Source organism: Pseudomonas sp. LAP_36, assembly GCF_019456785.1.
GTDB lineage: Bacteria > Pseudomonadota > Gammaproteobacteria > Pseudomonadales > Pseudomonadaceae > Aquipseudomonas > Aquipseudomonas tritici.
In genome coordinates this window covers 794,971-819,988 of record NZ_JAHZMS010000002.1, presented here as the reverse complement: position 1 = coordinate 819,988, position 25,018 = coordinate 794,971, and the positions used below count along the sequence as shown (strand labels likewise).

The following is a 25,018-nucleotide window of genomic DNA, read 5'->3' as shown; positions in this document are numbered from 1 at the left end:
GGTGAACATGAAGATACGGACAGCCACGCAATCAGCCACTGAAAAAATTCGCCGCCGCCCTTAATCTAAACGCCTTTGTCACCTGCCCGGACCGTTCATGTCTTCTGTTGCCGATGGGTTGCCCCTCAATAAACGCCTGCCGGCCGTCATTGCGATCTCCTTGGGGATCGGCATGGCGACGCTGGACACGGCCATCGTCAACACCGCGTTGCCGACCTTGGCCGAGGGGATTGGCACTGACTCTGCGTCGGTGATCTGGGTGGTCAATGCCTACCAGTTGGCGATCATCGCGACGGTGCTGCCGTTTGCTTCGCTCAGTGACGTATTGGGACATCGCCGCGTTTACCTCGGCGGGTTGCTCGTCTTTATCGTGTCGTCGCTGTTTTGCGGCCTCGCCGGTTCGCTCGTCACCCTGACCGCCGCGCGGGTGGTGCAGGGGCTGGGGGCGGCGGCGATCATGAGCGTGAATACGGCGTTGTTGCGGCATATCTATCCTTCAAAAATGCTTGGACGGGGGTTGGGCTATAACTCGTTGGTGGTGGGGCTGGCGTTTACGCTTGGGCCGACGGCGGCGTCGGCGATACTGTCTGTGGCGACCTGGCACTGGTTGTATCTGATCAACGTACCCTTGGGCTTGCTCGCACTGGCGCTGGGCTTGCGCTCGTTGCCGACCTTGCCGATGACTGGGCACGCCTTTGATCGAGTCGCCGCCGTGTTGTGTGCCGGGTTGTTTGCGTTGCTGGTCTTGGGGCTGGGCACGGCAGTGCACGGTGCACAAGGCACTCTGACCCTAGGCCTGATCGCCGTGGCGCTGGCGTGCGGCGCCTTGCTGCTGCGACGCCAAGCCGGGCACCCGGCGCCGATACTGGCGCTGGATCTGTTCAAGCGCCCGGTGTTTGCGTTGTCTTCCCTTACCGCTATTTGCGCCTTCAGCGCCCAGGGCCTGGCGTTTGTGTCGTTGCCGTTTCTGTTGCAAGCGGCGCTTGGCCATAGCCAGGTCGAAACCGGCTTTCTAATGACGCCGTGGCCGGCTGTGGTGGCGGTGATGGCGCTGGTAGCGGGGCGCCTGGCGGACCGTGTATCCCTGGGCGCGCTGTGCGGCATCGGCCTATTGATGCTCAGCGTGGGAATGGCCGCGCTGGCAACATTGGGCAGCGGCGCCTCGGCGTTTGATATCGGCTGGCGCATGGCGCTGTGTGGAGCCGGTTTTGGCTTCTTCCAGTCACCTAACCTCAAGGCGTTGATGACCAGCGCACCGCTGGCTCGCAGTGGTGGAGCCAGCGGCATCGTGGCGATTTCGCGATTGCTGGGGCAGACGCTGGGCGCGTCGTTGGTGGCCTTGTGTTTCCACCTGTCGCTGGGCAACGGCCCGCATTATGCGCTGTGGTTGGGTTGCGGGTTCGCACTGGTGGGCGCCGTGGCCAGTGGCTTGCGTTTGTTGCCCTACGGGAAAAAGCCGTTGTAAATCACGGTTGCGGAAGGCTACCGTGGCGACCTGAATATTTCGGGATGTTTCCAGATTTATGTCCAGCCTGGCCCTCCGCACTGCTGATACCCATTCTCGCCGCGCCGCGCTGACCCTGGCCTTATGCTTGCCCAGTGACGTGTTGCTGTACCTGCTGCTGCCGATGGAATCCCAGGCGTTCGGTATCACCCTGGCCCAAGCCGGGGTGCTGCTGGCGGCCAACCGCCTGGTGCGGATTTTCGGCTACCGGCATGTGCTCAATTTCTACGCGCGCAACGGCGACCGCCTGACCTGCATGATTGCCGCCGGCGCGGCGACCCTGTGCGCGTTGGGCAACTCGATGTTGTCGGGTTTCGCGGCCTTGTTGGGCTTGCGGCTGGTGTGGGGCCTGTGTTTTGCCGCGTTGAACCTGTCGACCCAAGTACTGGCCACCTCGGAGCCGGCCGGTGCCGCACGCCGGGCCGGGCGTTCCCGGGCGATGATTGCGCTGGGGCCGATGCTGGCGCTGCCGCTCGGCGGCTGGCTGACGTTGTGGGCCGGGCCGCGTCCGATCTTTTTGATTTTGGCCGGGTGTTGCCTGGTGGGCTTGTGGATGGCGCGCGGCTTGCCTACCGCTGGGCATGATTTACACAGCACGCCGGGGCGTCGCTTCAAGTGGCCGGACAGCGTGGCGGTGTGGTCGTTTATCGAGGGCGTGGCGCTGGATGGTCTGTTTATCTTTGGCCTGTCGATCCAGGCGCAGAAGCTGCTTGGCGGTGATGCGGTGCTGATCGCCGGTGGCCTGATGGCCCTGCGGTATGTGTCGGAAATGCTCCTGAGCCCGTTGGGCGGCCGCGCCGCGCAGCGTTTTGGCGCCACCTCGATGTTGCTGTTGTTTTCGTTCCTGAGTGCCCTGGCCCTGACGGCGTTTGGCAGTTACTGGGTGATTGTCGGCGCGGCGGCGGTGTTGGTACTGCGCGCGCTGCAACTGCCGCTGGTGACGACCCTGGTGGCGGAGCGTAACCCCGGTTCGATGCGCGTATCGGCCCTGGCCTCGAATGCCGTGTGGCGTGATGTCGGCGCCGGCCTCGGGCCATTGCTCGCAGGCCTGCTACTGCCGATTGTCTCGGCGCCCTGGGTGTTTGGCCTGGCGGGCGCGGCGATTGCGCTGAGCGCGGTGTTCTGCTGGAGGGCCAACACGGCAACGCAATGATTCAAGGGGTTTTGAAGCTTTGCAGCCAGGCCGGATCGAAGCGGGTTTGTTCGGTATCCATGCCCAATGCCTGCATCTTGGCCTTATGGGCCTCGACCTCACCGACCAATTGCGCCTGGGCGCTGGAGTTGGCGTCCAACTCATGCATTTGCGTCAGGCCCAGGTGATAAAAACGCAGCACCTTGATCGCCGTCGGGTCATTGGCCTGGACCCGCTCGGTGACCTTGTGCATCACATTGGTCACGCTCATCAGGCTGCGCTTGAGTTGCCAGCCGTACACCGCCGGCGCCAGCCAAGGCTGGGTCCAGAACGGCCCGCGCACCAGGGCCAAGGTGATCAGCACCCCGGCGAAGACGCCGCCGACATTGAAGCGGAAGTTATCACCGCCGGGCTCGCCGAACAGCATCACTGCCAGGCTCGACAGCAACATACCCAGGGCCAGGAAGAGCACCGCCACAATCAGCGTACTGCGCCGGGTCTGTTGGCGAAAGGTGACAGGGTCGCAGGGTTTGAGCTCGAACATCCGGGTCGTTTCTCCAGAAGGGGCTGGCATCATCTCACGCTTGGGCAAACAAGTTGAACGATGGCGCACAGCGGTTTCTCTAAAGCTGTGTAGACCCTTTGAGGTGAACCATCATGTCCGACTACAAGCAGCCGCCGCCCGGCACCCCGAACCCTGACCGCACACCCGGTGAAGAGGAGCGTGACAACGATGCGTTGCGCCCCAATGACCCGGCGGAACGTCAGAACGACGACGTGGAACGCGTCGAGGAAGACCTGGAAAACCTTCACGACAAAGCCCGCCCGCGTTAAACAAGGAGATCGCCGTGAGTAATCCACCGAAAGGTCCGTCTTCAGACGAGCATGCCAGCGGTAAGGATGAATTGGGCTTCGACCCGGATTCGCCGGATGTGGCAGACCCACAGGTCGACCCCATCGGCCCTGCCATTGCACCGCTGGACAAGGACAAGAAAGACCCGGCAGAAAAAAAGCCGCCCTACGATCCGTTGGGCGACTTGAAGCCTTGAATCGAGCCCCGCCTTTGTGCGGGGCTTTTGTTTATTTGGGCGCGATCCAGATGACGTCGGTAATGCCGAATTTCTCCGCCCAAGGCCGGGTAGTTTTCTTCACCTGTTCGTGGCCGACTCGACCCACACGACTGACATGCGCAATGTCGGCATCAACGGCCGCCCAGTGCCATGCCTCGGCGTTGTTCATCACTTCGGCGCGCACCACAAAGGACTTCGGTTGACCGTGCAGTTGGTAGTTGATGGTGTAGATTTTTGCGGTACTCATGTTGCCTCCCTGTGTTGTTATAGATGGATACGGGAGCGTTCAAAAAGGTTCATTCAAAATGACAACCTGCGTGTTGGCGCGGCATAGTGTGGCCTCTATCCCGCGCCCAAGGATTGCGCCATGTCACTGTTGACCCATAGCCGCCTCTACCTGCAACGCCTGGGCTATGACACGCCGCCCGCGCCAACCTTGCACACCCTGCAGGATTTGCAGCTGCGCCATGTGTGCACCTTTGCCTTCGAAAGCCTGTCGACTTTGATGCGCCTGCCGGTGCCCATTGACCTGCCCAGCGTCGAGCAAAAAGTGCTGTTGGAGGGGCGGGGCGGATACTGCTATGAGTTGAACCAGATGTTCCTGGCCCTGTTGCAGGAACTCGGTTTCGATGCAAGAGGTATCACCGGTCGGGTGGTGATGGGCGGCCCGCCGGACGCGCGCACCTCGCGCACTCATCGCTTGAGCCTGGTGACGCTGGAAGGCGTGCGCTATATCACCGACGTGGGTTTTGGCGGCATGGTGCCCAGCAGCCCATTGCAACTGGACACCGATGCGGTGCAGGCCACGGCGCACGAACCTTATCGGCTGAGCTTCGACGGCCAGGGCAGTTACACCCTGTGGGCGCAAGTCGCCGGGGAGTGGCGGGGCTTGTATGTATTCGACCTGCAAGTGCAGGGGGCCATCGACTATGAAATCGGCAACTGGTACGTCTCCACCCACCCGGATTCGCCGTTCGTGGGCCAACTGAAAGTCGCGCGGTTGGCGGCGGGTAAACGCCATACCCTGAACAATGCCAGCTATGCAGTGCACTCCCTGGACCGGCCGAGTGAAAAACGTACGCTCCAGAGTGCCGATGAAATGGTGGGGATGCTCGCCGACATTTTTGGGATTCGCGTGCCAGTCTCGCCCCAGCTTCGCCAAATCCTTGCGGGCTTGGCAGCGTCTGAATCTGGAGGCCGTTGAGCTAGAGCCTTGGTTGGCCCGTTTTATCTTCAGATCGGTGCAAATTATTTCGAACCTTTCGCGTAAGCCAGGGTTCGAAGCGGTTCCTGAATAATTTGCTCACCAGACAAGGAGATGTAAAACGATGTCCAAGCTATTCGGAAAATTCTTCAAGGGTTCATCGCTGCTGGCGCTGGTCGCTGCGCCTGCCGTGGTGTTCGCCGCACCGTCCACCGACCCGATTTCCACCTTCGGGATCATGGGCAGCTACAACGACTTCAAATTTGAAGGCGGTAGCCAAAGCGACAAGAGCCACATGCCCGAAGCAGGCCTGTTCTACAACTTCGGTAACAAGCTCACTGCTGAATCCGGCTTTATCTACCAGGCCGGTATCGAAGCCAAGTACGGCAAAAAAAGCGACAACAAACTCAAGGAAGGCCAGGCTGACCTGGACCTCGGCTGGCGTGCTGCGCTGGATGCGCGCAACTTTGTCGACGTGATCGTGGGTGGTGGCTACAGCTGGACCCGCTACGAGCCGGAAATCAACGACCTCGATGTGAAACTCACCAACAAATCGCCGTTCGCCAAGGCGGCCCTGGGCTACAACCACCAGTTCGACGACATGACCCTGCGCGTCGAAGCGGGCGCCCGTCGTACTATCGATGGCCGCACCAGGCTCAAGGTAGATGACGTTGGCAGCGACACCGTGGACCTAAAGGACCGCACCAATCCGTACGCCGAAGTCAGCCTGCTGATGAATCAGAAAGGCGACCTGCCGGTGATGGCGGGCCTGTACTACACCCGCACCGAGTACAAGCTCGACGGTGATTCCGACGTAGCCGACAACACCAAGCTCAAGCGTGATGAGTACGGTTTCAAGGTCGGTATCGCGTTCTAACGCCGTTGCAATGGAAAACGCCCCGAATGTTCGGGGCGTTTTTTTTGGGGTAATTGCAGGTCAACCCAAGGCAGCAAGTTGCGCCACGGTCTCAGGAAAACGTGCCACCAGGCGAATCAGGGTGGCGGCCTGAGCGTTGGGTTTGGCCCGGCCTTGCTCCCAGTTCTCCAGCGTACGCGTGTTGGTGCGCAGGTACATGGCGAAGACCGCACGGGAGAGGTTGAGCTGTTGGCGCACGGCGACGACTTCCTCTGCGGTGAGCGGCTCCAGGTTGTTGAGATGAACCTTGTGGGTCCGCAGGGTGACTTTGCCTTGGCGTTCGTTTGCCAGGGCGTCGAAGCCTTCGACCAGTTCGGAAAAGATTTCACGTTTCATGGTGTGTTCTCGCTTTGATTTCCCTGTCCAGCATGTGTTTTAGGGCTTTTTTGTGCTGTGGCGTCAGGTCGTCCTGTTCGTGTTTGCCGTACAGGGTGAATAACCAGAATTGCGTGCCGCCCGACCACCAGTAGTAAATGACCCGCAGGCCACCGCGCTTGCCTTTGTTGCGTCGTTCGTCGACAAAGCGAACCTTGCGTAACCCGCCTGTTCCCTCGATCACGTCTCCCGCTTCCGGGTTCTTCATCAACGCCTGTTGAAAACCGTGGAAAAGCTCGTCACTCAGATAGTCCTTGCGATGCCGCTCGAAGGCCGGCAGTTCGATAAATAGAGCATCCATGTTCTGTACGTAGCCTGCGTATAGTTTGGTGGCCCACTCGCTTTGGGTCAAGTGACCCTGCTGTGGGAACTTTCCTAAAACGCAAACACCATACGGCGGCCTTCATTGGGTAGATGCCAGATAAGGAGGCAGGTGCAGGAGGAAATTTCCCTGAGTAGGGGAGGGTAAAAGCACCGGCCCCAGAAACGCAAAACGGCGCCCGAAGGCGCCGTTTTGTCTACTGCATCACGCTAAGCGATCAAACGCCCAGTACCGCGTGCTGCACCAGGGTGAGCAACGGTTGTGGGTACACGCCCAGGAAGAACGCGAGCAGGGCGATGGCCAGCAGCATTACGCCGCCTGCCTTCTGTTCCCAATGCAGCTCGGCGTCCACACGGCGCAGGTTTGGCTCGATCAGGTACAGGGTGACCATCACGCGCAGGTAGTAGAACACGCCGATGGCGGAGCCCAATACCAGCGACGCAACCAGCCACCATTCATGCGCTTGAACACCGGTCGCCACGATGTAGAACTTGCCGATAAAGCCTGCGGTCAGCGGGATACCTGCCAGGGACAGCATCATCACGGTGAGTACGGCGGTCAGGTACGGACGGCGCCAGAACAGGCCGCGGTATTCGTACAGGGCGTCGGCGTCACGGCCTTTGAATGGCGAGGACATCAGCGTGATCACGCCGAATGCGCCGAGGCTGGTGATCACGTAGGTGACCAGGTACACGCCCATGGCTTCCACGGCCAGGCCTTTGCTCGCCACCAGGGCGATCAGCAGGTAGCCGAAGTGGGCGATGGACGAATAACCCAGCAGACGCTTGAGGTTGTTCTGGGTCAGCGCCAGCAGGTTACCGAACAGGATCGACGCAATGGCGATCACGGTCAGCACGTCGCTCAGCACGCCGGTGTTGGCCGCAGGCGAGATCTGGAACAGACGCACCATCACCGCAAACACGGCCACTTTCGACGCGGTCGCCAGGAACGCAGCCACTGGCGCCGGGGCGCCTTCGTACACGTCCGGGGTCCACAAGTGGAACGGCACCAGGGACAGCTTGAACGCCAGGCCGATCAGCATCATGGCCAGGCCCAGTTGGGCAATCGGCGCAGGCATGCTGGTCGCCGCCAATGCGTGGCCGATGCCGGTGAAGCTCAGGCTGCCGGCTTCTGCGTAGAGCAGGGCCATACCGAACAACAGGAACGCGGAACCGGCGGCCGACAGCACCATGTACTTGATGCCGGCTTCCAGGGAGCGCTTGTTGAAGAAGGCGTAGGCCACCAGGCCGTAGGTCGGGATCGACAGCAGTTCCAGGCCGATGAACAAGCCGGCCAGGTGCTGAGCGCTGACCAGCACGATACCGCCGGCCGCAGCCAGCAGGATCAGCAGGTACAGCTCTTCCTTGTTGCCCGGGTAGCCGGTGCCGCCTTCGCCAAGGTAGGCGTGGGCGAGGGTGACGCAGGCCAGGGTCGCGACCAGGATCAACGCGATGTACAACAGCGCGAAGTCATCGACCATCATCAGTGGCGTGACCGCCAGTGGTGCGACCTTGAGGGCCGGAATGATCGACAGCAGGGCCAGGTTGAGACCGGCACACGACAGCAGGAACGTTTGCGAGTGATTGCGGCGCCAGGCGATTGCCAGCATCACCACCACGATGGTGAGGCTGGTAATCAGCAGCGGCGCAAGCGCGATAAAGTGTTGGATCGTAAATTCCATAGCGCTCTTACCGGGCCGAAGCGAGTTGAGAGAAGGCGGTGCCGAACCACTGCTGCACGCCATGCATCGTCGCGGCAGAAGTGTCCAGGAACGGTTGCGGGTACACGCCGATGTAGATCAGCAGTACCGCAAGGCCGAGCACCATGATCAGTTCGCGCGCATCCATCCCTTGCAGGACGGTGTCGGACTTGGCCGGGCCGAAGTAGGCGCGGTGGATCATGATCAGCGAGTAGACCGAACCAAACACCAGGCCGGAGGTAGCAATCGCACTGATCCACGGTGTTTGCACGAAGGCACCCATCAGGATCAGGAACTCGCCGATGAAGTTACCGGTACCCGGCAAGCCCAGCGACGCGGCGGCAAAGAACAGGCTGATCGCCGGCAGGTAAGCGATGCGCGACCACACGCCACCCATTTCCCGCATGTCACGGGTGTGCAGGCGTTCGTACAGCTGGCCACTCAGGATAAACAGTGCAGCGGCCGAGACACCGTGGGCCAACATCTGGATCACGGCGCCTTGCAATGCCAACTGGCTGCCGGAGTAGATGCCGATCAGTACGAAGCCCATGTGGGAAACGGACGAGAAGGCAATCAGACGCTTGATGTCGGTTTGTGCGAAGGCCAGGAACGCGCCGTAGAAGATCCCGATCAGACCCAGGGTCATGGCGATCGGCGCGAACTCGGCCGAGGCATTCGGGAACAGCGGCAGGGCGAAACGCAACAGGCCGTAGGCGGCGGTCTTCAAGAGGATACCGGCCAAGTCCACGGAACCGGCGGTCGGTGCCTGTGCGTGGGCATCCGGCAGCCAGGAGTGGAACGGCACCACCGGCAGCTTCACCGCGAACGCGATGAAGAAGCCCAGCATCAGGATGTACTCGGTGGTCAGGGACATCTTGGTTTTCAACAGGTCGGCGTAGTTGAACGTAATCACGCCCGTGCTGTTGAAGTTGACCAGTACCAGACCCAGGATCGCCACCAACATGATCAGGCCGGAAGCCTGGGTGAAGATGAAGAACTTGGTCGCCGCGTAGATCCGGGTTTTCTTGCCGTCCGAAGAACTGTGACCCCAGAGCGCGATGAGGAAGTACATCGGCACCAGCATCATTTCCCAGAAGAAGAAGAACATGAACAGGTCGAGGGCGAGGAACACGCCGACAACGCCGCCCAGGATCCACATCAGGTTCAGGTGGAAGAAGCCCACGTGACGCTGGATCTCTTTCCAGGAGCAGAGTACCGAGAGGATACCCAGCAGGCCGGTCAGCAGAATCATCAACAGCGACAGGCCGTCGAGGGCCAGGTGCACGTTGATGCCGAAGCGCTGGATCCACACGTGCTTGAACTCAAGCGCGAAGGTTGGATCGGCACCCGGTGCCGGAGCAAATGAATAGTCGCCATGGGCCCACAGCCAGAGGCCGAGTGCGAGTTCCAGGGACATGGTCAGCAACGCAATCCAGCGGGGCAGGGTGGCGCCGAAGCGTTCACCCATCCAGCAGAGCAGGCCGCCGATAAAGGGGATCAGGATTAGCCAGGGCAGAATCATGACAGGCTCGTTTCCTTTCGCAAGTTCGCAAAGATCGCAATGTTCATAGTCAAACCGCTACCACAACGATGGCGCCGATCACCAGCACGGCACCTGCCGCCATGGAAGCTGCATACCAACGCAATTGGCCCGTCTCGCTGCGACTCAGGGCGGTGTGACCGGCCTTGGCGGCACGCGGGATCAAACCGATGGTCTGGTCGAGCGGGTCTTTACGCAGTACATGGCTGATGGCGAGGTAAGGCTTGACGAACAGTTTGTCGTAGAGCCAATCGAAGCCCCAGGCAGCAAACCACCAGGCCGACAGGAAACGACCAATGCCACTGTTGGCAACGGCCGTCACGAAGCGACGTTTGCCGAGGAACAGCAGGGCCGCCAGCAGGATACCCGCGATGGCGATGGCGCCCGAGGCGATTTCCAAGCTGTGCTTGGCCGCGCCGCCAGCATGGCCAGCGCTTTCCGGCAGTACACCGGCCAGGGGTGGGGTGATCAGTGCGCCGATGAAGGTCGACAGGATGATCAGTACCGACAAAGGCAACCAATGCGAAATGCCGTGGCCTGCGTGTGCTTCGGTCTTGGCTTCACCGTGGAAGGTGATGAAGATCAGGCGGAAGGTGTACAGCGAGGTCATGAACGCACCCACCAGGCCTGCGTACAGCAGGTTCTGGTTACCGCTGGCAAAGGCTTCCCAGAGGATTTCGTCTTTCGAGTAGAAACCGGCGGTCACGAGCGGCAGGGCTGCGAGGGCGGCACCACCGACGATGAAGCTGGCGTAGGCCAGTGGCAGTTTCTTCCACAGGCCGCCCATCTTGAAGATGTTCTGCTCGTGGTGGCAGGCAACAATCACCGCACCGGACGCAAGGAACAGCAGGGCCTTGAAGAAGGCGTGGGTCATCAGGTGGAAGATCGCCGCGTCCCAGGCACCCACGCCCAGGGCCAGGAACATGTAGCCGATCTGGCTCATGGTCGAGTAGGCGAGGATACGCTTGATGTCGGTTTGGACCAGCGCGGCAAAGCCGGCCAGTACCAGGGTCACGCCGCCCACTACGCCCACCAGGTGCAGGATATCCGGCGCCAGGGTGAACAGGCCGTGGGTACGCGCGATCAGGTAGACACCCGCAGTCACCATGGTTGCCGCGTGAATCAGTGCGGAAACCGGGGTAGGGCCGGCCATCGCGTCCGCCAGCCAGGTTTGCAGCGGCAGTTGCGCGGATTTACCGACAGCGCCGCCCAGCAGCATCAGGGTGGCCAGGGTGATCCAGAAGTCGCCGACCTGGAATTTCTGCGGTGCCAGCACCAGCAGTTCCTGGATGTTCAGCGTGCCCACCTGTTGGAACAGGATGAACAGGCCGATGGCCATGAACACGTCGCCGATACGCGTGACGATAAACGCCTTGAGTGCCGCGTTACCGTTGTTGCGGTTGCTGTAGTAGAAACCGATCAACAGGTACGAGCACAGGCCCACGCCTTCCCAGCCGAAGTACAGGAACAACAGGTTATCGCCGAGCACCAGGAACAGCATGCTGGCGATAAACAGGTTGGTGTACGAGAAGAAGCGCGAATAGCCCGCTTCACCGCGCATGTACCAGGACGCGAACAGGTGGATCAGGAAGCCCACGCCCACCACCACGCCAAGCATGGTGATCGACAGGCCGTCGACATAGAGGGCGAAGTTGGGCTTGAAGCCCTCCACCGACATCCACTGCCACAGCACCAGGGTGTAGTGACCGCCTTCCGGCGGCGCCACGTTGAATTGCCAGATGACGTAGGCGGCCACGATGGCCGACAGGCCAATGGAACCCACACCGATCAGGGCAGAAAGGTTTTCCGACCAGCGTCCGCGAGAGAACGACAGCAGCAGGAAACCGATCAGGGGGAATACGAAAGTCAGAAAGATCATGTTCATCCGCGCATCTCACTGGCAGCGTCGATATCAAGCGTGTGGAAGCGACGATACAGTTGCAGCAGGATCGCCAGGCCGATACTGGCCTCGGCGGCTGCCAGGCTGATCACCAGGATGAACATGACTTGTCCATCCGGCTGGCCCCAACGTGCGCCTGCCACGATGAACGCCAGTGCTGCGGCGTTCATCATGATTTCCAGGCTCATCAACACGAACAAAATGTTACGGCGAACCATCAGGCCGACCAGGCCAAGGCAGAACAGGATGCCGGCGACCGCCAGACCATGCTCCAAAGGGATAGCAGGCATCGTCATTGCTCCTTGGCTTCGTTGCGGCCCAAGTGGAAGGCAGTGATGGCTGCGGCGAGCAGCAGCATCGAAGCCAGTTCGACCACCAGCAGGTACGGGCCGAACAAGCTGATGCCCACGGCCTTGGCGTCTACGGTGGTGTGGCCGATGGCCTGGCCGCTCTGGTGAGCGAACAGCACATACAGCAGTTCAGCCAGCAGCAGCGCTGCGAGGATGACTGGGCCGAGCCAGATGCCGGGCTTGAGCCAGACGCGTTCCTGGGCGACCGAAGCCGGACCGAGGTTGAGCATCATCACCACAAACACGAACAGCACCATGATGGCGCCGGCGTAGGCGATCACTTCCAGCACACCGGCGAACGGCGCGCCGAGTGCAAAAAAGGTCATGGCCACGGCGATCAGCGAAATGATCAGGTAGAGCAGGGCGTGCACAGGATTGGTGTTGGTGATCACGCGAAGCGTGGACACCACTGCAATACCGGACGCGAAATAGAAAGCGAATTCCATCTTTCTTCCTTAAGGCAGCAAGCTCTTCACGTTGATCGGCTCGGCTTCGTTTTGTGCGGCGCCTTTCGGCTTACCAGCAACGGCCATACCTGCAACACGATAGAAGTTGTAATCAGGGTTTTTACCGGGACCAGAGATCAGCAGATCTTCTTTCTCGTACACCAGGTCCTGACGTTTGAACTCGGCCATCTCGAAATCCGGTGTCAGCTGGATCGCGGTGGTCGGGCAAGCTTCCTCGCAGAGGCCGCAGAAAATGCAGCGCGAGAAGTTGATGCGGAAGAAGTCCGGGTACCAGCGACCGTCTTCGGTTTCAGCTTTCTGCAGGGAGATGCAACCCACCGGGCATGCCACGGCGCACAGGTTGCAGGCAACGCAACGCTCTTCGCCATCGGGGTCACGGGTCAGCACGATGCGGCCGCGATAGCGCGGCGGCAGGTACACCGCTTCTTCCGGGTATTGCAGGGTGTCGCGTTTGCGGAAGCCGTGACCGAACACCATCACCAGGCTTCGCAACTGGGTACCGGTACCCTTAACGATGTCGCCAATATATTTGAACATGGGTCAAATCCTCACTGAACCGCGGCCGCTGGCGTGTTCAACAACACAACGGCAGCCGTCACCAGCAAATTGATCAGGGTCAGTGGCAGGCAGAAGCGCCAGCTGAAATCCATCACCTGGTCGTATCGTGGACGCGGAATGGAAGCGCGCAGCAGGATAAACAACATGATGAAGAACGCGGTCTTCAGGAAGAACCAGAAGAACGCCAACTGCGGCAGGATGCCGAATGGACCGTGCCAGCCGCCGAAGAACAGCGTGACCAGCAGGGCCGAGATCAAGATGATGCCGATGTATTCACCGACGAAGAACATGCCCCATTTCATACCGGCGTATTCAATGTGGTAACCGTCGGCCAGTTCCTGTTCCGCTTCCGGCTGGTCGAACGGGTGACGGTGAGTCACGGCGACGCCAGCGATGAAGAAGGTACAGAAGCCAAAGAACTGCGGAATGATGAACCACAGGTTCTGCGCCTGGTACTCAACGATGTCGCGCATGTTGAACGAGCCGACCTGCACCACGATGCCCATCAGCGCGAGGCCCATGAAGACTTCGTAGGACACGGTCTGGGCCGAAGCCCGCAAGCTGCCCAGCAGGGCAAACTTGTTGTTACTCGACCAACCCGCGAACAGCACCGCGTAGACCGACAAGCCGGCCATGGCGAAGAAGAACAGCAAGCCGATGTTCAGGTCCGCCACGCCCCAGGTCGGGGTGATCGGGATGACCGCGAAGGCGATCAGCAAGGCGCTCATGGCCACGACCGGTGCCAGGGTGAAGATCACCTTGTCGGCAAACGGCGGGGTCCAGTCTTCCTTGAAGAACATTTTCAGCATGTCGGCAGCGATCTGGAACATGCCGAATGGGCCAACGCGGTTCGGACCGTAACGGTCCTGCCACCAGCCCAAGAGGCGACGTTCGACGAAGCTGAGCAGAGCGCCCGCGACAACCACGGCCAACAGGATCACGATGGCCTTGACCACCGAGATGATCACGTCAATCACTTCAGGCGTGAACCAAGTCATTGCGCTGCCTCCTGCAGACCGTCAACGGTTTTGCCAAAGATCGCCGCTGGAATACCGGCGATGCCTTTCGGCAGGGCAACCATGCCAGCACCCAGCTCTTCGTTGATGCGCAGCGGCAGGCGCAGGGTCTGGCCAGCCACGTTCAGGCTGAGCAGGGCACCGTCGTTGACGCCCAGGCGATCGGCTTCGGACTTGGCCAGGGCCACGTAGGCTTCTGGAATGCGCTCTTGTACCGGCGCGGCCTTGGAAGAGGTCTCTTCGCTGCCAAACAGGTGGAAGAACGGCACAACCTGCCAGGTGCCCGGGGCCGGGTTGAACGGACGCGGTACGGCGGCGAACCAGTTCAGCGAGTCACCGGTGCTTTCGATCAGGCGGGTGCCCGGGTCGCCAGCGCGGATGTGACCACCGACTTCGTCCTGGAACTTGTTCCAGGCCTGCGGCGAGTTCCAGCCCGGCGACCAGGCAAATGGCACCTGCTGACGTGGCTCGACCGAACCCGAGTAACCTTCCATCGAGAAGTTGAACGCGGTGTCCGGGTCTTGCGGCGTACGCGGTTCGTGCACGCTGATGTTGGCGCGCATGGCGGTACGACCGGAGTAACGCAGCGGCTCACGGGCGAGTTTCATGCCCTTGATGCGGAACGCGGCGGATGGTGCGGCGTCGACGATACGTGCCAGCTGCGGCGCGCTTGCGGCGGTGGCAGCGGTGACGTGGTCGAGCTGGGTCCAGTCGATTGGCTGGTTCAGCAGGGTCGCGCGCAAGGCATGCAGCCAGCGCCAGCCTTCATGGACCAGGATGCTGGCGTCCATGTATTTCGGGTCGAACACTTGGAAGAAGCGCTGGGCGCGGCCTTCCTGGCTGACCAGGGTACCGTCGCCTTCGGCGAAGGTAGCGGCTGGCAGCACCAGGTTGGCACGCTCGCTGGTGGCGGTCTTCTGGTGGTCGGCAACGATCAGTACTTTGGCCGCGTCCAGCGCGGCGTCGACCTTGGCCGAATCCGTGCGGGTGTACAGGTCGTTTTCCAGCACGACGATGGCGTCGGCGTTGCCGTCGATCACGGCTTGCAGGGCCGCGTCCAGGGACTCGCCACCGAGCATGGCCAGGCCGAGGCTGTTGGCTTCCGGTACGACCAGGCTGATGGAGCCGTTTTTGTCGCGCAGCTTCAAGGCCTTGGCGATGTTGGCGGCGGCTTCGATCAGCGCCTTGGAACCCAAGGAGGTGCCGGCAATGATCAATGGGCGCTTGGCGGCCAGCAGGGCGTCGGCGATACGCTGGGCCAGTTCAACGGCTTCAGTGTCCAGGCCTTCGACCGCCGGTGCGCTGGCGTCGAGGGCGTGGGCCACGGCAAAACCGATGCGCGCCAGGTCGTCCGGTGCTGCGTGTACGCACTCTTCAGCGATATCGTCGAGCTTGGTTTCAGCAAGGCTTGCAATAAACAGCGGGTTCAGCGCGTGCTGGCCGATGTTTTTCACCGCGGCGTCGAGCCAAGGCTGTACGCGCATGGCGTCGGCCATGTCTTCAGCCTTGCCTTTCACCGACTGGCGCAGCGACAGCGCGATACGCGCAGCGGTCTGGGTCAGGTCTTCACCGAGCACGAAGATCGCGTCGTGGTCTTCGATGTCGCGCATGTTCGGAACGGGCAGCGGGCTGTCGTTCAGCACTTGCAGGACCAGGCGGATGCGCTCCAGTTCACCGGCTTCGATACCGCTGTAGAAGTGCTCAGCGCCGACCAGTTCACGCAACGCGAAGTTGCTTTCGAGGCTGGCGCGTGGCGAACCGATACCGACGATGTTGCGGCCGCGCAGCAGGTCGGCGGCTTTATCCAGCGCCGCGTCGAGGCTCAGCTTGGCGCCATCGGCCAGCAGCGGCTGGCGTGGGCGGTCTTCGCGGTTGACGTAGCCGTAGCCAAAACGGCCACGGTCGCACAGGAAGTACTGGTTGACCGAACCGTTGAAGCGGTTTTCGATGCGACGCAGTTCGCCGTAGCGTTCGCCCGGCGAGATGTTGCAACCGCTGGAGCAGCCATGGCAGATGCTCGGCGAGAACTGCATGTCCCACTTACGGTTGTAGCGCTCGGAGTGGGTCTTGTCGGTGAACACACCGGTCGGGCAGACCTCGGTGAGGTTGCCGGAGAACTCGCTTTCAAGCACGCCGTCTTCAACGCGACCGAAGTACACGTTGTCGTGGGCGCCGAACACGCCGAGGTCGGTGCCGCCGGCGTAGTCTTTATAGAAACGCACGCAGCGATAGCAAGCGATGCAGCGGTTCATCTCGTGGGAAATGAACGGGCCCAGTTGCTGGTTCTGGTGGGTGCGCTTGGTGAAGCGATAACGGCGCTCGTTGTGGCCGGTCATCACCGTCATGTCTTGCAGGTGGCAGTGACCGCCTTCCTCACAGACCGGGCAGTCGTGGGGATGGTTGGTCATCAGCCATTCGACGACACTGGCGCGGAACGCCTTGGATTCTTCATCGTCGATGGAGATCCAGGTGTTGTCGGTGGCTGGCGTCATGCACGACATGACGATACGACCACGGGTGTCGTTCTCGTCGGTGTATTGCTTGACCGCACACTGGCGACAGGCACCGACGCTACCAAGCGCGGGGTGCCAGCAGAAATACGGGATGTCGAGGCCTAGTGAGAGACATGCCTGTAACAGGTTGTCTGCCCCATCGACTTCGAGCGCTTTGCCGTCTACGTGGATAGTGGCCATGGTTCAAAGTTCTTCGTTGGCCCGTTGTCAGCGGGCGTGGCTAATGGAATCTTGTTATTCATGTGCATCTACACAGCCCTAAAGGCGTCAGCACATGAGAAGGCGAAAGGCACGAACCCTTCGCCTTTTAAAGCGTTACGCGCCGACTACGATCGGCCTCGCCAGAGGCGGGACGGCGGCGCTGGTAGGCGCGATGCCGGCTTCGAACTCCGAGCGGAAGTATTTGATTGCGCTGCCCAATGGCTCCACGGCGCCCGGTGCGTGAGCACAGAAGGTCTTGCCTGGGCCAAGGAAGCCGACCAGGCCGAGCAGGGTTTCGATATCACCCTCGCGGCCTTCGCCATTTTCCAGGGCCATCAGCAGCTTCACGCTCCATGGCAGGCCGTCGCGGCAGGGGGTGCAGAAACCGCACGATTCACGTGCGAAGAACTGCTCCATGTTGCGCAGCAACGAAACCATGTTCACCGTGTTGTCGACCGCCATCGCCAGGCCGGTACCCATCCGGGTGCCCACCTTGCCGATGCCGCCGGCATACATTTGCGCGTCGAGGTGCTCAGGCAGCAGGAAACCGGTACCGGCGCCGCCTGGCTGCCAGGCTTTCAAGGTGTAGCCGTCGCGCATGCCGCCGGCGTAGTCCTCGAACAGCTCGCGCGCGGTCACGCCGAATGGCAGCTCCCACAGGCCAGGGTTCTTGACCTTGCCGGAGAAGCCCATGAGCTTGGTGCCCATGTCTTCGCTGCCTTCGCGAGCCAACGATTTGTACCAGTCGACGCCGTCGGCGATGATCGCCGGCACGTTGCACAGGGTTTCCACGTTGTTCACGCAGGTTGGCTTGCCCCACACGCCCACGGCGGCAGGGAAGGGCGGCTTGGAGCGCGGGTTGGCGCGGCGGCCTTCGAGAGAGTTGATCAGTGCGGTTTCTTCACCGCAGATATAACGCCCGGCGCCGGTGTGCACGAACAGTTCGAAGTCGAAACCCGAACCAAGGATGTTCTTGCCCAGCAGGCCCGCTGCCTTGGCTTCCTGCACCGCACGGTTGAGGTGCTTGGCGGCGGTGGTGTATTCGCCACGCAGGAAGATGTAGCCACGGTAGGTTTTCAATGCGCGGGCGCTGATCAGCATGCCTTCGATCAGCAGATGGGGCAGTTGCTCCATCAGCATGCGGTCTTTCCAGGTGTTCGGTTCCATTTCATCCGCGTTGCACAGCAGGTAGCGGATGTTGATGGATTCGTCCTTGGGCATCAGGCCCCACTTAACACCCGTGGGGAAACCTGCACCGCCGCGGCCTTTAAGGCCGGCGTCTTTCACGGTCTGGACGATATCGTCCTGGGCCATGTCGGCGAAGGCTTTGCGCGCAGCGGCGTAACCGTTCTTGGCCTGGTACTCGTCGAGCCATACCGGCTCGCCGTCGTCACGCAGGCGCCAGGTCAGCGGGTGAGTCTCGGCCGAACGCTTGATCAGGTTGGCCGGGCCGAAAGAGGTCAGGGTCATGGGTAGCCCTCGAGCAATTGGGTCACGCCAGCAGGCTGTACGTCACCGAATGTGTCGTCGTCGATCATCAACGCCGGCGCCTTGTCGCAGTTGCCCAGGCAGCACACCGGCAGCAGCGTGAAGCGGCCGTCCGGGGTGGTCTGGCCGAGGCCGATGCCCAGTTTGTTCTGGATCTCGCTGACCACCGACTCGTGGCCACCGATGTAGCAAACCATGCTGTCGCACACGCGAATGATGTGGCGACCCACCGGCTGGCGGAAGATCTGGCTGTAGAACGTCGCCACGCCTTCAACGTCGCTCGCGGGGATGCCAAGGATCTCGCCGATGGCGTAGAGGGCACCGTCAGGCACCCAGCCACGTTCCTTCTGGACGATCTTCAAGGCTTCGATCGACGCCGCGCGCGGGTCTTCGTAGTGATGCAGCTCGTGCTCGATGGCCGAGCGCTCGGTTTCACTCAGGGTGAAACGGTCTGTCTGGATAAGCGTGCTATTCATGCTTAGCGGTCCACGTCGGCCATAACGAAATCGATACTACCCAGGTACGCAATCAAGTCCGCGACCATCTCGCCTTTGATCACCGAAGGGATCTGCTGCAAGTGCGGGAAGCTTGGGGTACGAATCCGGGTGCGGTAGCTCATGGTGCCGCCATCGCTCGTCAGGTAATAACTGTTGATACCCTTGGTCGCTTCAATCATCTGGAAGGATTCGTTGGCCGGCATTACCGGGCCCCACGAAACCTGCAGGAAGTGCGTGATCAGGGTTTCGATGTGCTGCAGCGTGCGCTCTTTCGGCGGCGGCGTGGTCAGCGGGTGATCCGCCTTGTACGGGCCGGCCGGCATGTTGCGCATGCACTGCTCGATGATCTTCAGGCTCTGGCGCATTTCTTCGACGCGCACGATGCAACGGTCGTAGGCATCGCCGTTGGCCGCCAGCGGGACTTCGAATTCGAAGTTCTCGTAGCCGGAGTACGGGCGCGCTTTACGCAGGTCGAAATCGCAGCCGGTCGAACGCAGGCCAGCACCGGTGACGCCCCATTCCAGGGCTTCTTTGGTGTTGTACTGGGCGACGCCGATGGTACGGCCTTTGAGGATGCTGTTGTCCAGCGCTGCCTTTTGGTACTCGTCCAGACGCTTGGGCATCCAGTCGATGAATTCCTTGACCAGGCGCTCCCAGCCATTCGGCAGGTCGTGGGCCACACCGCCGATGCGGTACCAAGCCGGGTGCAGGCGGAAGCCAGTGATGGCTTCGATGACCTTGTAGGCACGCTGACGGTCGGTGAAGGTGAAGAACACCGGGGTCATGGCGCCAACGTCCTGGATATAGGTGCCCAGGAACAGCAGGTGGCTGGTGATCCGGAAGAACTCGGCCATCATGATGCGGATGGTGTCGACGCGGTCCGGTACCTTGATGCCGGCCAGCTTCTCGACCGAGAGCACGTACGGCAGGTTGTTCATCACGCCGCCGAGGTAGTCGATACGGTCGGTGTACGGGATGAAGCTGTGCCACGACTGACGTTCGGCCATCTTCTCGGCACCACGGTGGTGGTAGCCGATGTCCGGCACGCAGTCGACGATTTCTTCGCCGTCCAGTTGCAGGATGATACGGAAGGCACCGTGAGCCGAAGGGTGGTTCGGGCCCAGGTTGAGGAACATGTAGTCCTCGTTGGTGCCGGAGCGTTTCATGCCCCAGTCTTCCGGACGGAAGCGCGCGGCCTCTTCTTCAAGCTGTTGCTTGGCGAGGTTGAGGCTGTACGGGTCGAATTCGGTGGCGCGGGCAGGGAAGTCCTTGCGCAGCGGGTGACCTTCCCAAGTGGGCGGCATCATGATGCGCGTCAGGTGCGGGTGGCCCGGGAAGTCGATACCGAACATGTCCCAGACTTCACGCTCGTACCAGCTGGCGTTCGGCCAGATGCCGGTCACGGTCGGTACGCTCAGGTCGCTTTCGGACAGCGCGACCTTGATCATCACGTCGCTGTTACGTTCGATCGACAGCAGGTGATAGAACACGGTGAAATCGGCGCCGCTCGGCAGGCCTTGACGCTTGGTGCGCAGACGCTCGTCCACGCCATGCAGGTCATAGAGCATGACGTACGGCTTGGGCAGGTTGCGCAGGAAGGTCAGGACTTCGACAAGCTTGGCACGCGCCACCCACAGCACCGGCATACCGGTGCGTGTGGCCTGGGCGGTGAAGGCGTCAGGGCCAAAACGGTTATTGAGTTCGACGACCACATCCTGGTCGTCTGCCTTATAAGGCGGGATGTACAGAGCGCTGCCTGTAGTCATGGTTTTTTATCGCTTTCGGTCAACGTAAAGAATGAAGCCAGGTTTTCGTTCTATAAAAGAAGCGGTGCTGGATCAGACTTCGTCGGGGCTGCGCAGGTTGGTGACTGCGATACGCTGTTCGCGGCGCTGTTCCTTTTGCGACGGCATCTCGGCGCGATACACGCCTTGATCGCCGACGACCCAGGAAAGCGGGCGACGCTCCTTGCCAATCGATTCCTGCAACAGCATCAAGCCTTGCAAGAACGCTTCAGGGCGGGGCGGGCAGCCAGGCACGTAGACGTCCACGGGCAGGAACTTGTCCACCCCTTGAACCACGGAGTAGATGTCGTACATGCCACCGGAGTTGGCGCACGAACCCATGGAGATAACCCACTTTGGTTCGAGCATTTGCTCGTAGAGACGCTGAATGATCGGCGCCATCTTGATAAAGCAGGTACCGGCGATAACCATGAAATCCGCCTGACGCGGCGATGCCCGGATAACTTCGGCGCCAAAGCGCGCGATATCGTGGGGCGCCGTAAAGGCGGTGGTCATTTCCACGTAGCAGCAGGACAGACCGAAGTTGTACGGCCACAGGGAGTTTTTACGCCCCCAGTTGACCGCGCCACTCAGCACGTCTTCCAGCTTGCCCATGTAGATGTTTTTGTGGACTTGATCTTCTAACGGATCGGAAACGGTTTCCCGTTCGCCGATAGGGTACTGATCGTTAGGAGCATCCGGGTCGATCCTGGTGAGATTGTATTGCATCGCCAAAGCCTCATTGTTTCAGCTTCGCTTGCCGCTTACGACGAGCTTCCGGAGCCCAATCAAGGGCGCCCACTCGGAACAAGTAGACAAGGCCTGCCAACAGAATTGCTATGAAAACGAGGGCTTCGACGAATCCGGTCCAGCCGCTTTCGCGGACGGACACAGACCAGGCAAAGAGAAAAAGGGCTTCGATATCGAAGATCACGAACAGCATCGCGACCAGATAGAATTTGGCTGAGAGCCGCAAGCGGGCGCCACCTGTAGGCAGCATGCCGGACTCGAACGGTTCATTCTTGCTGCGGCCCCAGGCTTTTGACCCGAGGAGGCTGGAGACACCGAGCATGAAGGCGCAAAGGCCGACAACACCGAGGAGGAAAATGGCAAAGCCCCAGTTGTGGGCCATGAGTCCTGTCGCTTCGGTCATGCTGGAAATCCTTAACAGAGAGCAAAGGTCTCTGAGCTCGAAAAAGTAACGATGCAGTGACGATATGTCGCACTGCAATCAATCGCGGTGATTTTATGGCTAAACACCGGGCAAGTAAAATTCCTAGGGCGAAATTATTCGGTGGAATAAGCACATAGTGCACCTTCTTGGGGCTGTAGCCCTTATGGGGCGGGCATTAGCGGGCATTTAATCAAATGTGTTTTGTTTAACCGGTAACGAAGTTTTTATGAGTCAAATGATAATGAATATTGTTTGCGTGGGGTTTAAGCGAATGTTTCTCGTGTGGCGCGGGAAGTTGCCGTTACTTGGTTGATTGCGGCTTAGTTGCCGATTGGGATCTTTTAACCGATTGGGCTCTGGCAAATACCGCTCTGGATCAATGTTTTGCACAAAAAGTACCCGGCTCGGTCTCTGTGGGAGCCGGGCTTGCCCGCGATGGCGGTGTGTCAGCAAAAGAATGTGGTGACTGGCACGCCGCCATCGTAGGCAAGCCAGCTCCAACATCTGCTCTGCATTGCGTCAGTCAGATTTTTTCACGCAAAAAAACGCCCCGAACCAGTCGGGGCGTGATTGTTGTGCGGCACTGCGGTTAGCTTTTGAACGGTTACGCAGTGGCCGTGTACTCGATACTTAGTGGAACTGCTCTTCTTCGGTCGAACCGGTCAGCGCGGTCACGGACGAGGAGCCGCCCTGGATCACGGTGGTCATGTCGTCGAAGTAGCCGGTGCCCACTTCCTGCTGGTGCGCCACGAAGGTGTAGCCCTTGGCGGCGTCAGCGAACTCTTGCTCCTGCAGCTTCACGTAGGCGGTCATGTCGTTGCGGGCGTAGTCGTGCGCCAGGTTGAACATGCTGTGCCACATGTTGTGAATGCCGGCCAGGGTGATGAACTGGTGCTTGTAGCCCATGGCGGACAGTTCGCGCTGGAACTTGGCGATGGTCGCGTCGTCCAGGTTTTTCTTCCAGTTGAAGGAAGGCGAGCAGTTGTACGACAGCAGTTGGTCCGGGTATTCCTTCTTGATCGCTTCGGCGAAACGACGGGCTTCGTCCAGGTCCGGCTTGGCGGTTTCGCACCAGATCAGATCGGCGTACGGCGCGTAGGCCAGGCCACGGGCGATCGCCTGGTCGAGACCGGCGCGCACTTTGTAGAAACCTTCCTGGGTACGTTCGCCGGTCACGAATGGCTGGTCGTACGGGTCGCAGTCGGAGGTCAGCAAGTCAGCGGCGTTGGCATCGGTACGCGCCAGGATGATGGTTGGTGTGCCGGCAACGTCAGCGGCCAGGCGGGCAGCGGTCAGCTTCTGTACGGCTTCCTGGGTTGGCACCAGTACCTTGCCGCCCATGTGGCCGCACTTCTTCACCGAAGCCAGTTGGTCTTCGAAGTGCACGCCGGCAGCGCCTGCCTCGATCATGCTCTTCATCAGCTCGTAGGCGTTGAGTACGCCGCCGAAACCGGCTTCAGCGTCAGCCACGATGGGGGCGAAGTAGTCGATGTAGCCTTCGTCGCCCGGACCTTTGCCAGCTTTCCATTGGATCTGGTCGGCACGACGGAACGAGTTGTTGATGCGCTTGACCACGGTTGGAACCGAATCCACCGGGTACAGCGATTGGTCGGGGTACATGGATTCAGCGGAGTTGTTGTCCGCCGCCACTTGCCAGCCGGACAGGTAGATTGCCTGGATACCGGCTTTTACCTGTTGGACTGCCTGGCCACCGGTAAGGGCGCCCATGCAGTTGACGAAATCTTTGTCGGGACGGAAGGAAGGCTTGGCACCTTGGGTGACCAGGTTCCACAGCTTCTCGGCGCCGAGTTTTGCAAAGGTGTGCTCAGGTTGAACCGAGCCACGCAGGCGGACGACGTCAGCAGCGGAATAAGCGCGGGTCACGCCTTTCCAGCGTGGGTTTTCAGCCCAGTCTTTCTCAAGGGCTGCAATTTGCTGTTCGCGTGTCAGTGCCATGGAAGTAAACCTCGTCGCGTCTTCGTGTGGTGGAAAAATCCATTTGCCAGCCCTGCATTCAATGCGTGGGCAGGGCTGCTCGCTGACCAGAAGCTTAGGCGGTCATGTCGGGTCTGGCGGGGAATGCGACGGGATGAACGATTGGCGAGAGGGGGGAGCAGGTAAAGGCAGACCAGGAACAGTCTTCAGGCGTCGTGGGCCCTTAGGTGTTCAGCAGCGTGTAGCCGGGTTACCTGGTTAGCTTCCGTCCCTCGGGACAACTTCGTTCCAGTCGCAACCTCGTCAAACACACCTTGTGGGCGGTACAGACACGAATCGGCTCAGGTGGGTAGCTTAGAGCGGCGATCCGAAGGCCCTTGCCAGGGCCCCTGATTAGCGGGAGCGAGGCCATCATGCCCATGCTTTTTTGGATCGTCAAATGTTTTGTAGTGCTTTTTTTTGAGCACTACATCTTTAGTCTAATACGACTCATCAGTCAGTTTTTGGTGCTTCAGTTCAGGGTGTCGACCTTGACCCGCACCGTTAGGTCGTCGCGGCCCTGAGTAGAGTAGCTGCGGGTTGTAGAGGATTTGTCGGCCTGGGTTTCGCGATTGATGCCAGCCAGGGTAATCCACTCGCCCAACTGCCCGCTGACGGTTGTGTCGGTGCTTTGCACGTTCACTACATCGGGACGTTCCTGGCTCATGCGGTCACGGTTGGTACTGATTGCCAGGTGCACGGTTTCACCGGTGACGCTGGCTGTGACGTAGAAGCCCTGGGTGACGTTGCGGTACTGGGTCTGGTTTTGCAGACGGCCATAGCTGTCTTGCTGGGTGGTAGTGAGCGGTACGCTTTGACCCACCTGGATCAAGGCGGGTACGCCTTCACTGGCCTGGATCTGCTGGATACCGCCGTCGCGGCTGGTGGTGCCGTAGCTGATGATGCGGGTCTGGCTGTCGCCGCTGTTCTGCTGATTGCTTTCGTTGGTGTCGACGGTGATCAGCAAGCGCTTGGCCGGGGTGTCCAGTTGCGAGAGCAGGGCGCGCAAGTCCTGGATCTTGGCGGGGTCGGCCTTAACGATCAGCTGGTTGCCGTAGGCACTGACGGTGCCGTCCTTGCCAATGAAGTTCTGTGCCACAGGCAGTAGGTCGGCGCTGGTGCGGTTGCTCAGGTTGACGACTTCAGTGTCGGCCATGGCCGAGACGCTGGCGGTCAGGAGAAGGGCGGTGAGCAGGGTGCGTAGGGACATGTCCGTGATCTCTGCGAGTCATTTGGGCTTGAGTTTGCCAGTTTGTCGGCCTGGCGTGTAGTGAGCGGGCTTGCCCCGCGCTGGGCTGCGCAGCAGCCCCAATAAAAACGCCGAGTTCTTTCTG

The 25,018-nt window shown here is 60.6% G+C and carries 25 protein-coding genes; 6 read left to right on the top strand and 19 right to left on the bottom strand.

The window, feature by feature from the left end; genetic code table 11:
- Positions 1 to 97 precede the first annotated feature (97 nt).
- Positions 98 to 1,465 (top strand): MFS transporter, encoded by a 1,368-nt coding sequence (locus tag JBO08_RS09440; protein WP_220074155.1) that lies wholly within the window; start codon positions 98 to 100, stop codon positions 1,463 to 1,465.
- Positions 1,466 to 1,523: 58 nt separating this feature from the next.
- Entirely contained in the window at positions 1,524 to 2,657 is a 1,134-nt protein-coding gene (locus tag JBO08_RS09435) for an MFS transporter (protein WP_220074156.1), read from the top strand.
- A gap of 1 nt (position 2,658) precedes the next feature.
- On the opposite strand, the gene JBO08_RS09430 is transcribed toward JBO08_RS09435, so the two are convergent.
- Positions 2,659 to 3,180: a DUF3087 domain-containing protein gene (locus JBO08_RS09430; protein ID WP_065881869.1), complete on the bottom strand. Its 522-nt coding sequence runs from the start codon at positions 3,178 to 3,180 to the stop codon at positions 2,659 to 2,661.
- 113 nt (positions 3,181 to 3,293) lie between these two features.
- Between JBO08_RS09430 and JBO08_RS09425 the strand changes: the two genes are divergently transcribed.
- A complete protein-coding gene (locus JBO08_RS09425) occupies positions 3,294 to 3,470 on the top strand; it encodes a hypothetical protein (protein ID WP_220074157.1) in 177 nt (58 codons plus the stop codon).
- 14 nt (positions 3,471 to 3,484) lie between these two features.
- On the top strand, positions 3,485 to 3,685 hold the full coding sequence (locus JBO08_RS09420; protein ID WP_065872055.1) for a DUF6021 family protein: 201 nt from the start codon (positions 3,485 to 3,487) through the stop codon (positions 3,683 to 3,685).
- A gap of 31 nt (positions 3,686 to 3,716) precedes the next feature.
- Here JBO08_RS09420 and JBO08_RS09415 read toward each other — a convergent pair whose 3' ends face one another.
- Positions 3,717 to 3,953, bottom strand: coding sequence for a DUF6555 family protein (locus JBO08_RS09415; protein ID WP_065872056.1), 237 nt, complete (start codon positions 3,951 to 3,953; stop codon positions 3,717 to 3,719).
- Between the two features lie 120 nt (positions 3,954 to 4,073).
- Between JBO08_RS09415 and JBO08_RS09410 the strand changes: the two genes are divergently transcribed.
- Positions 4,074 to 4,910 (top strand): arylamine N-acetyltransferase, encoded by an 837-nt coding sequence (locus tag JBO08_RS09410; RefSeq protein WP_065872057.1) that lies wholly within the window; start codon positions 4,074 to 4,076, stop codon positions 4,908 to 4,910.
- A gap of 124 nt (positions 4,911 to 5,034) precedes the next feature.
- Positions 5,035 to 5,787 (top strand): outer membrane beta-barrel protein, encoded by a 753-nt coding sequence (locus tag JBO08_RS09405; protein WP_220074158.1) that lies wholly within the window; start codon positions 5,035 to 5,037, stop codon positions 5,785 to 5,787.
- A gap of 60 nt (positions 5,788 to 5,847) precedes the next feature.
- Here the strand turns inward: JBO08_RS09405 and JBO08_RS09400 are convergent, their stop codons facing one another.
- The 17 genes from JBO08_RS09400 to JBO08_RS09320 form a co-directional block, all read right to left on the bottom strand.
- Complete coding sequence (locus JBO08_RS09400) at positions 5,848 to 6,162, bottom strand: DNA-binding transcriptional regulator (RefSeq protein ID WP_010209571.1); 315 nt, start codon at positions 6,160 to 6,162, stop codon at positions 5,848 to 5,850.
- Positions 6,152 to 6,502, bottom strand: a complete 351-nt coding sequence (locus JBO08_RS09395) for a toxin (RefSeq protein ID WP_065872221.1) — start codon at positions 6,500 to 6,502, stop codon at positions 6,152 to 6,154. Before JBO08_RS09395 ends, JBO08_RS09400 begins: the two co-directional genes overlap by 11 nt.
- Before the next feature lie 238 nt (positions 6,503 to 6,740).
- Positions 6,741 to 8,204 carry an NADH-quinone oxidoreductase subunit NuoN gene (gene nuoN / locus JBO08_RS09390; protein WP_049712664.1) on the bottom strand — a complete coding sequence of 488 codons (1,464 nt, stop codon included), beginning with the start codon at positions 8,202 to 8,204 and terminating at the stop codon, positions 6,741 to 6,743.
- 7 nt (positions 8,205 to 8,211) lie between these two features.
- Positions 8,212 to 9,744 carry an NADH-quinone oxidoreductase subunit M gene (gene nuoM / locus JBO08_RS09385; RefSeq protein ID WP_049712665.1) on the bottom strand — a complete coding sequence of 511 codons (1,533 nt, stop codon included), beginning with the start codon at positions 9,742 to 9,744 and terminating at the stop codon, positions 8,212 to 8,214.
- Between the two features lie 49 nt (positions 9,745 to 9,793).
- Complete coding sequence (nuoL, locus tag JBO08_RS09380) at positions 9,794 to 11,647, bottom strand: NADH-quinone oxidoreductase subunit L (RefSeq protein WP_065872059.1); 1,854 nt, start codon at positions 11,645 to 11,647, stop codon at positions 9,794 to 9,796.
- Positions 11,644 to 11,952, bottom strand: a complete 309-nt coding sequence (nuoK, locus tag JBO08_RS09375; protein ID WP_003174727.1) for an NADH-quinone oxidoreductase subunit NuoK — start codon at positions 11,950 to 11,952, stop codon at positions 11,644 to 11,646. Before nuoK ends, nuoL begins: the two co-directional genes overlap by 4 nt.
- 2 nt (positions 11,953 to 11,954) lie before the next feature.
- Entirely contained in the window at positions 11,955 to 12,458 is a 504-nt protein-coding gene (nuoJ, locus tag JBO08_RS09370; protein ID WP_049712667.1) for an NADH-quinone oxidoreductase subunit J, read from the bottom strand.
- 9 nt (positions 12,459 to 12,467) lie between these two features.
- Positions 12,468 to 13,016 carry an NADH-quinone oxidoreductase subunit NuoI gene (gene nuoI, locus JBO08_RS09365; protein WP_003174725.1) on the bottom strand — a complete coding sequence of 183 codons (549 nt, stop codon included), beginning with the start codon at positions 13,014 to 13,016 and terminating at the stop codon, positions 12,468 to 12,470.
- 11 nt (positions 13,017 to 13,027) lie between these two features.
- Positions 13,028 to 14,035, bottom strand: a complete 1,008-nt coding sequence (nuoH, locus tag JBO08_RS09360) for an NADH-quinone oxidoreductase subunit NuoH (RefSeq protein ID WP_012724954.1) — start codon at positions 14,033 to 14,035, stop codon at positions 13,028 to 13,030.
- Entirely contained in the window at positions 14,032 to 16,746 is a 2,715-nt protein-coding gene (gene nuoG, locus JBO08_RS09355; RefSeq protein WP_065910995.1) for an NADH-quinone oxidoreductase subunit NuoG, read from the bottom strand. The genes nuoH and nuoG overlap by 4 nt, the downstream gene beginning before the upstream one ends.
- 135 nt (positions 16,747 to 16,881) lie before the next feature.
- Positions 16,882 to 18,237 (bottom strand): NADH-quinone oxidoreductase subunit NuoF, encoded by a 1,356-nt coding sequence (nuoF, locus tag JBO08_RS09350; protein ID WP_065872061.1) that lies wholly within the window; start codon positions 18,235 to 18,237, stop codon positions 16,882 to 16,884.
- The gene (gene nuoE / locus JBO08_RS09345; protein ID WP_003174721.1) at positions 18,234 to 18,731 is read right to left on the bottom strand and encodes an NADH-quinone oxidoreductase subunit NuoE; all 498 of its coding nucleotides are present in this window, start codon (positions 18,729 to 18,731) and stop codon (positions 18,234 to 18,236) included. Before nuoE ends, nuoF begins: the two co-directional genes overlap by 4 nt.
- Positions 18,732 to 18,733: 2 nt before the next feature.
- Entirely contained in the window at positions 18,734 to 20,518 is a 1,785-nt protein-coding gene (nuoC, locus tag JBO08_RS09340; protein ID WP_065872063.1) for an NADH-quinone oxidoreductase subunit C/D, read from the bottom strand.
- A 72-nt stretch (positions 20,519 to 20,590) separates the two neighbouring features.
- Positions 20,591 to 21,265, bottom strand: a complete 675-nt coding sequence (locus JBO08_RS09335) for an NADH-quinone oxidoreductase subunit B family protein (protein ID WP_012724951.1) — start codon at positions 21,263 to 21,265, stop codon at positions 20,591 to 20,593.
- Positions 21,266 to 21,275: 10 nt separating this feature from the next.
- Positions 21,276 to 21,689: an NADH-quinone oxidoreductase subunit A gene (locus JBO08_RS09330; protein WP_003219575.1), complete on the bottom strand. Its 414-nt coding sequence runs from the start codon at positions 21,687 to 21,689 to the stop codon at positions 21,276 to 21,278.
- Between the two features lie 651 nt (positions 21,690 to 22,340).
- On the bottom strand, positions 22,341 to 23,666 hold the full coding sequence (aceA, locus tag JBO08_RS09325; RefSeq protein ID WP_065872064.1) for an isocitrate lyase: 1,326 nt from the start codon (positions 23,664 to 23,666) through the stop codon (positions 22,341 to 22,343).
- A gap of 490 nt (positions 23,667 to 24,156) precedes the next feature.
- The gene (locus JBO08_RS09320; RefSeq protein ID WP_065881881.1) at positions 24,157 to 24,894 is read right to left on the bottom strand and encodes a secretin N-terminal domain-containing protein; all 738 of its coding nucleotides are present in this window, start codon (positions 24,892 to 24,894) and stop codon (positions 24,157 to 24,159) included.
- Between the last annotated feature and the right edge of the window lie 124 nt (positions 24,895 to 25,018).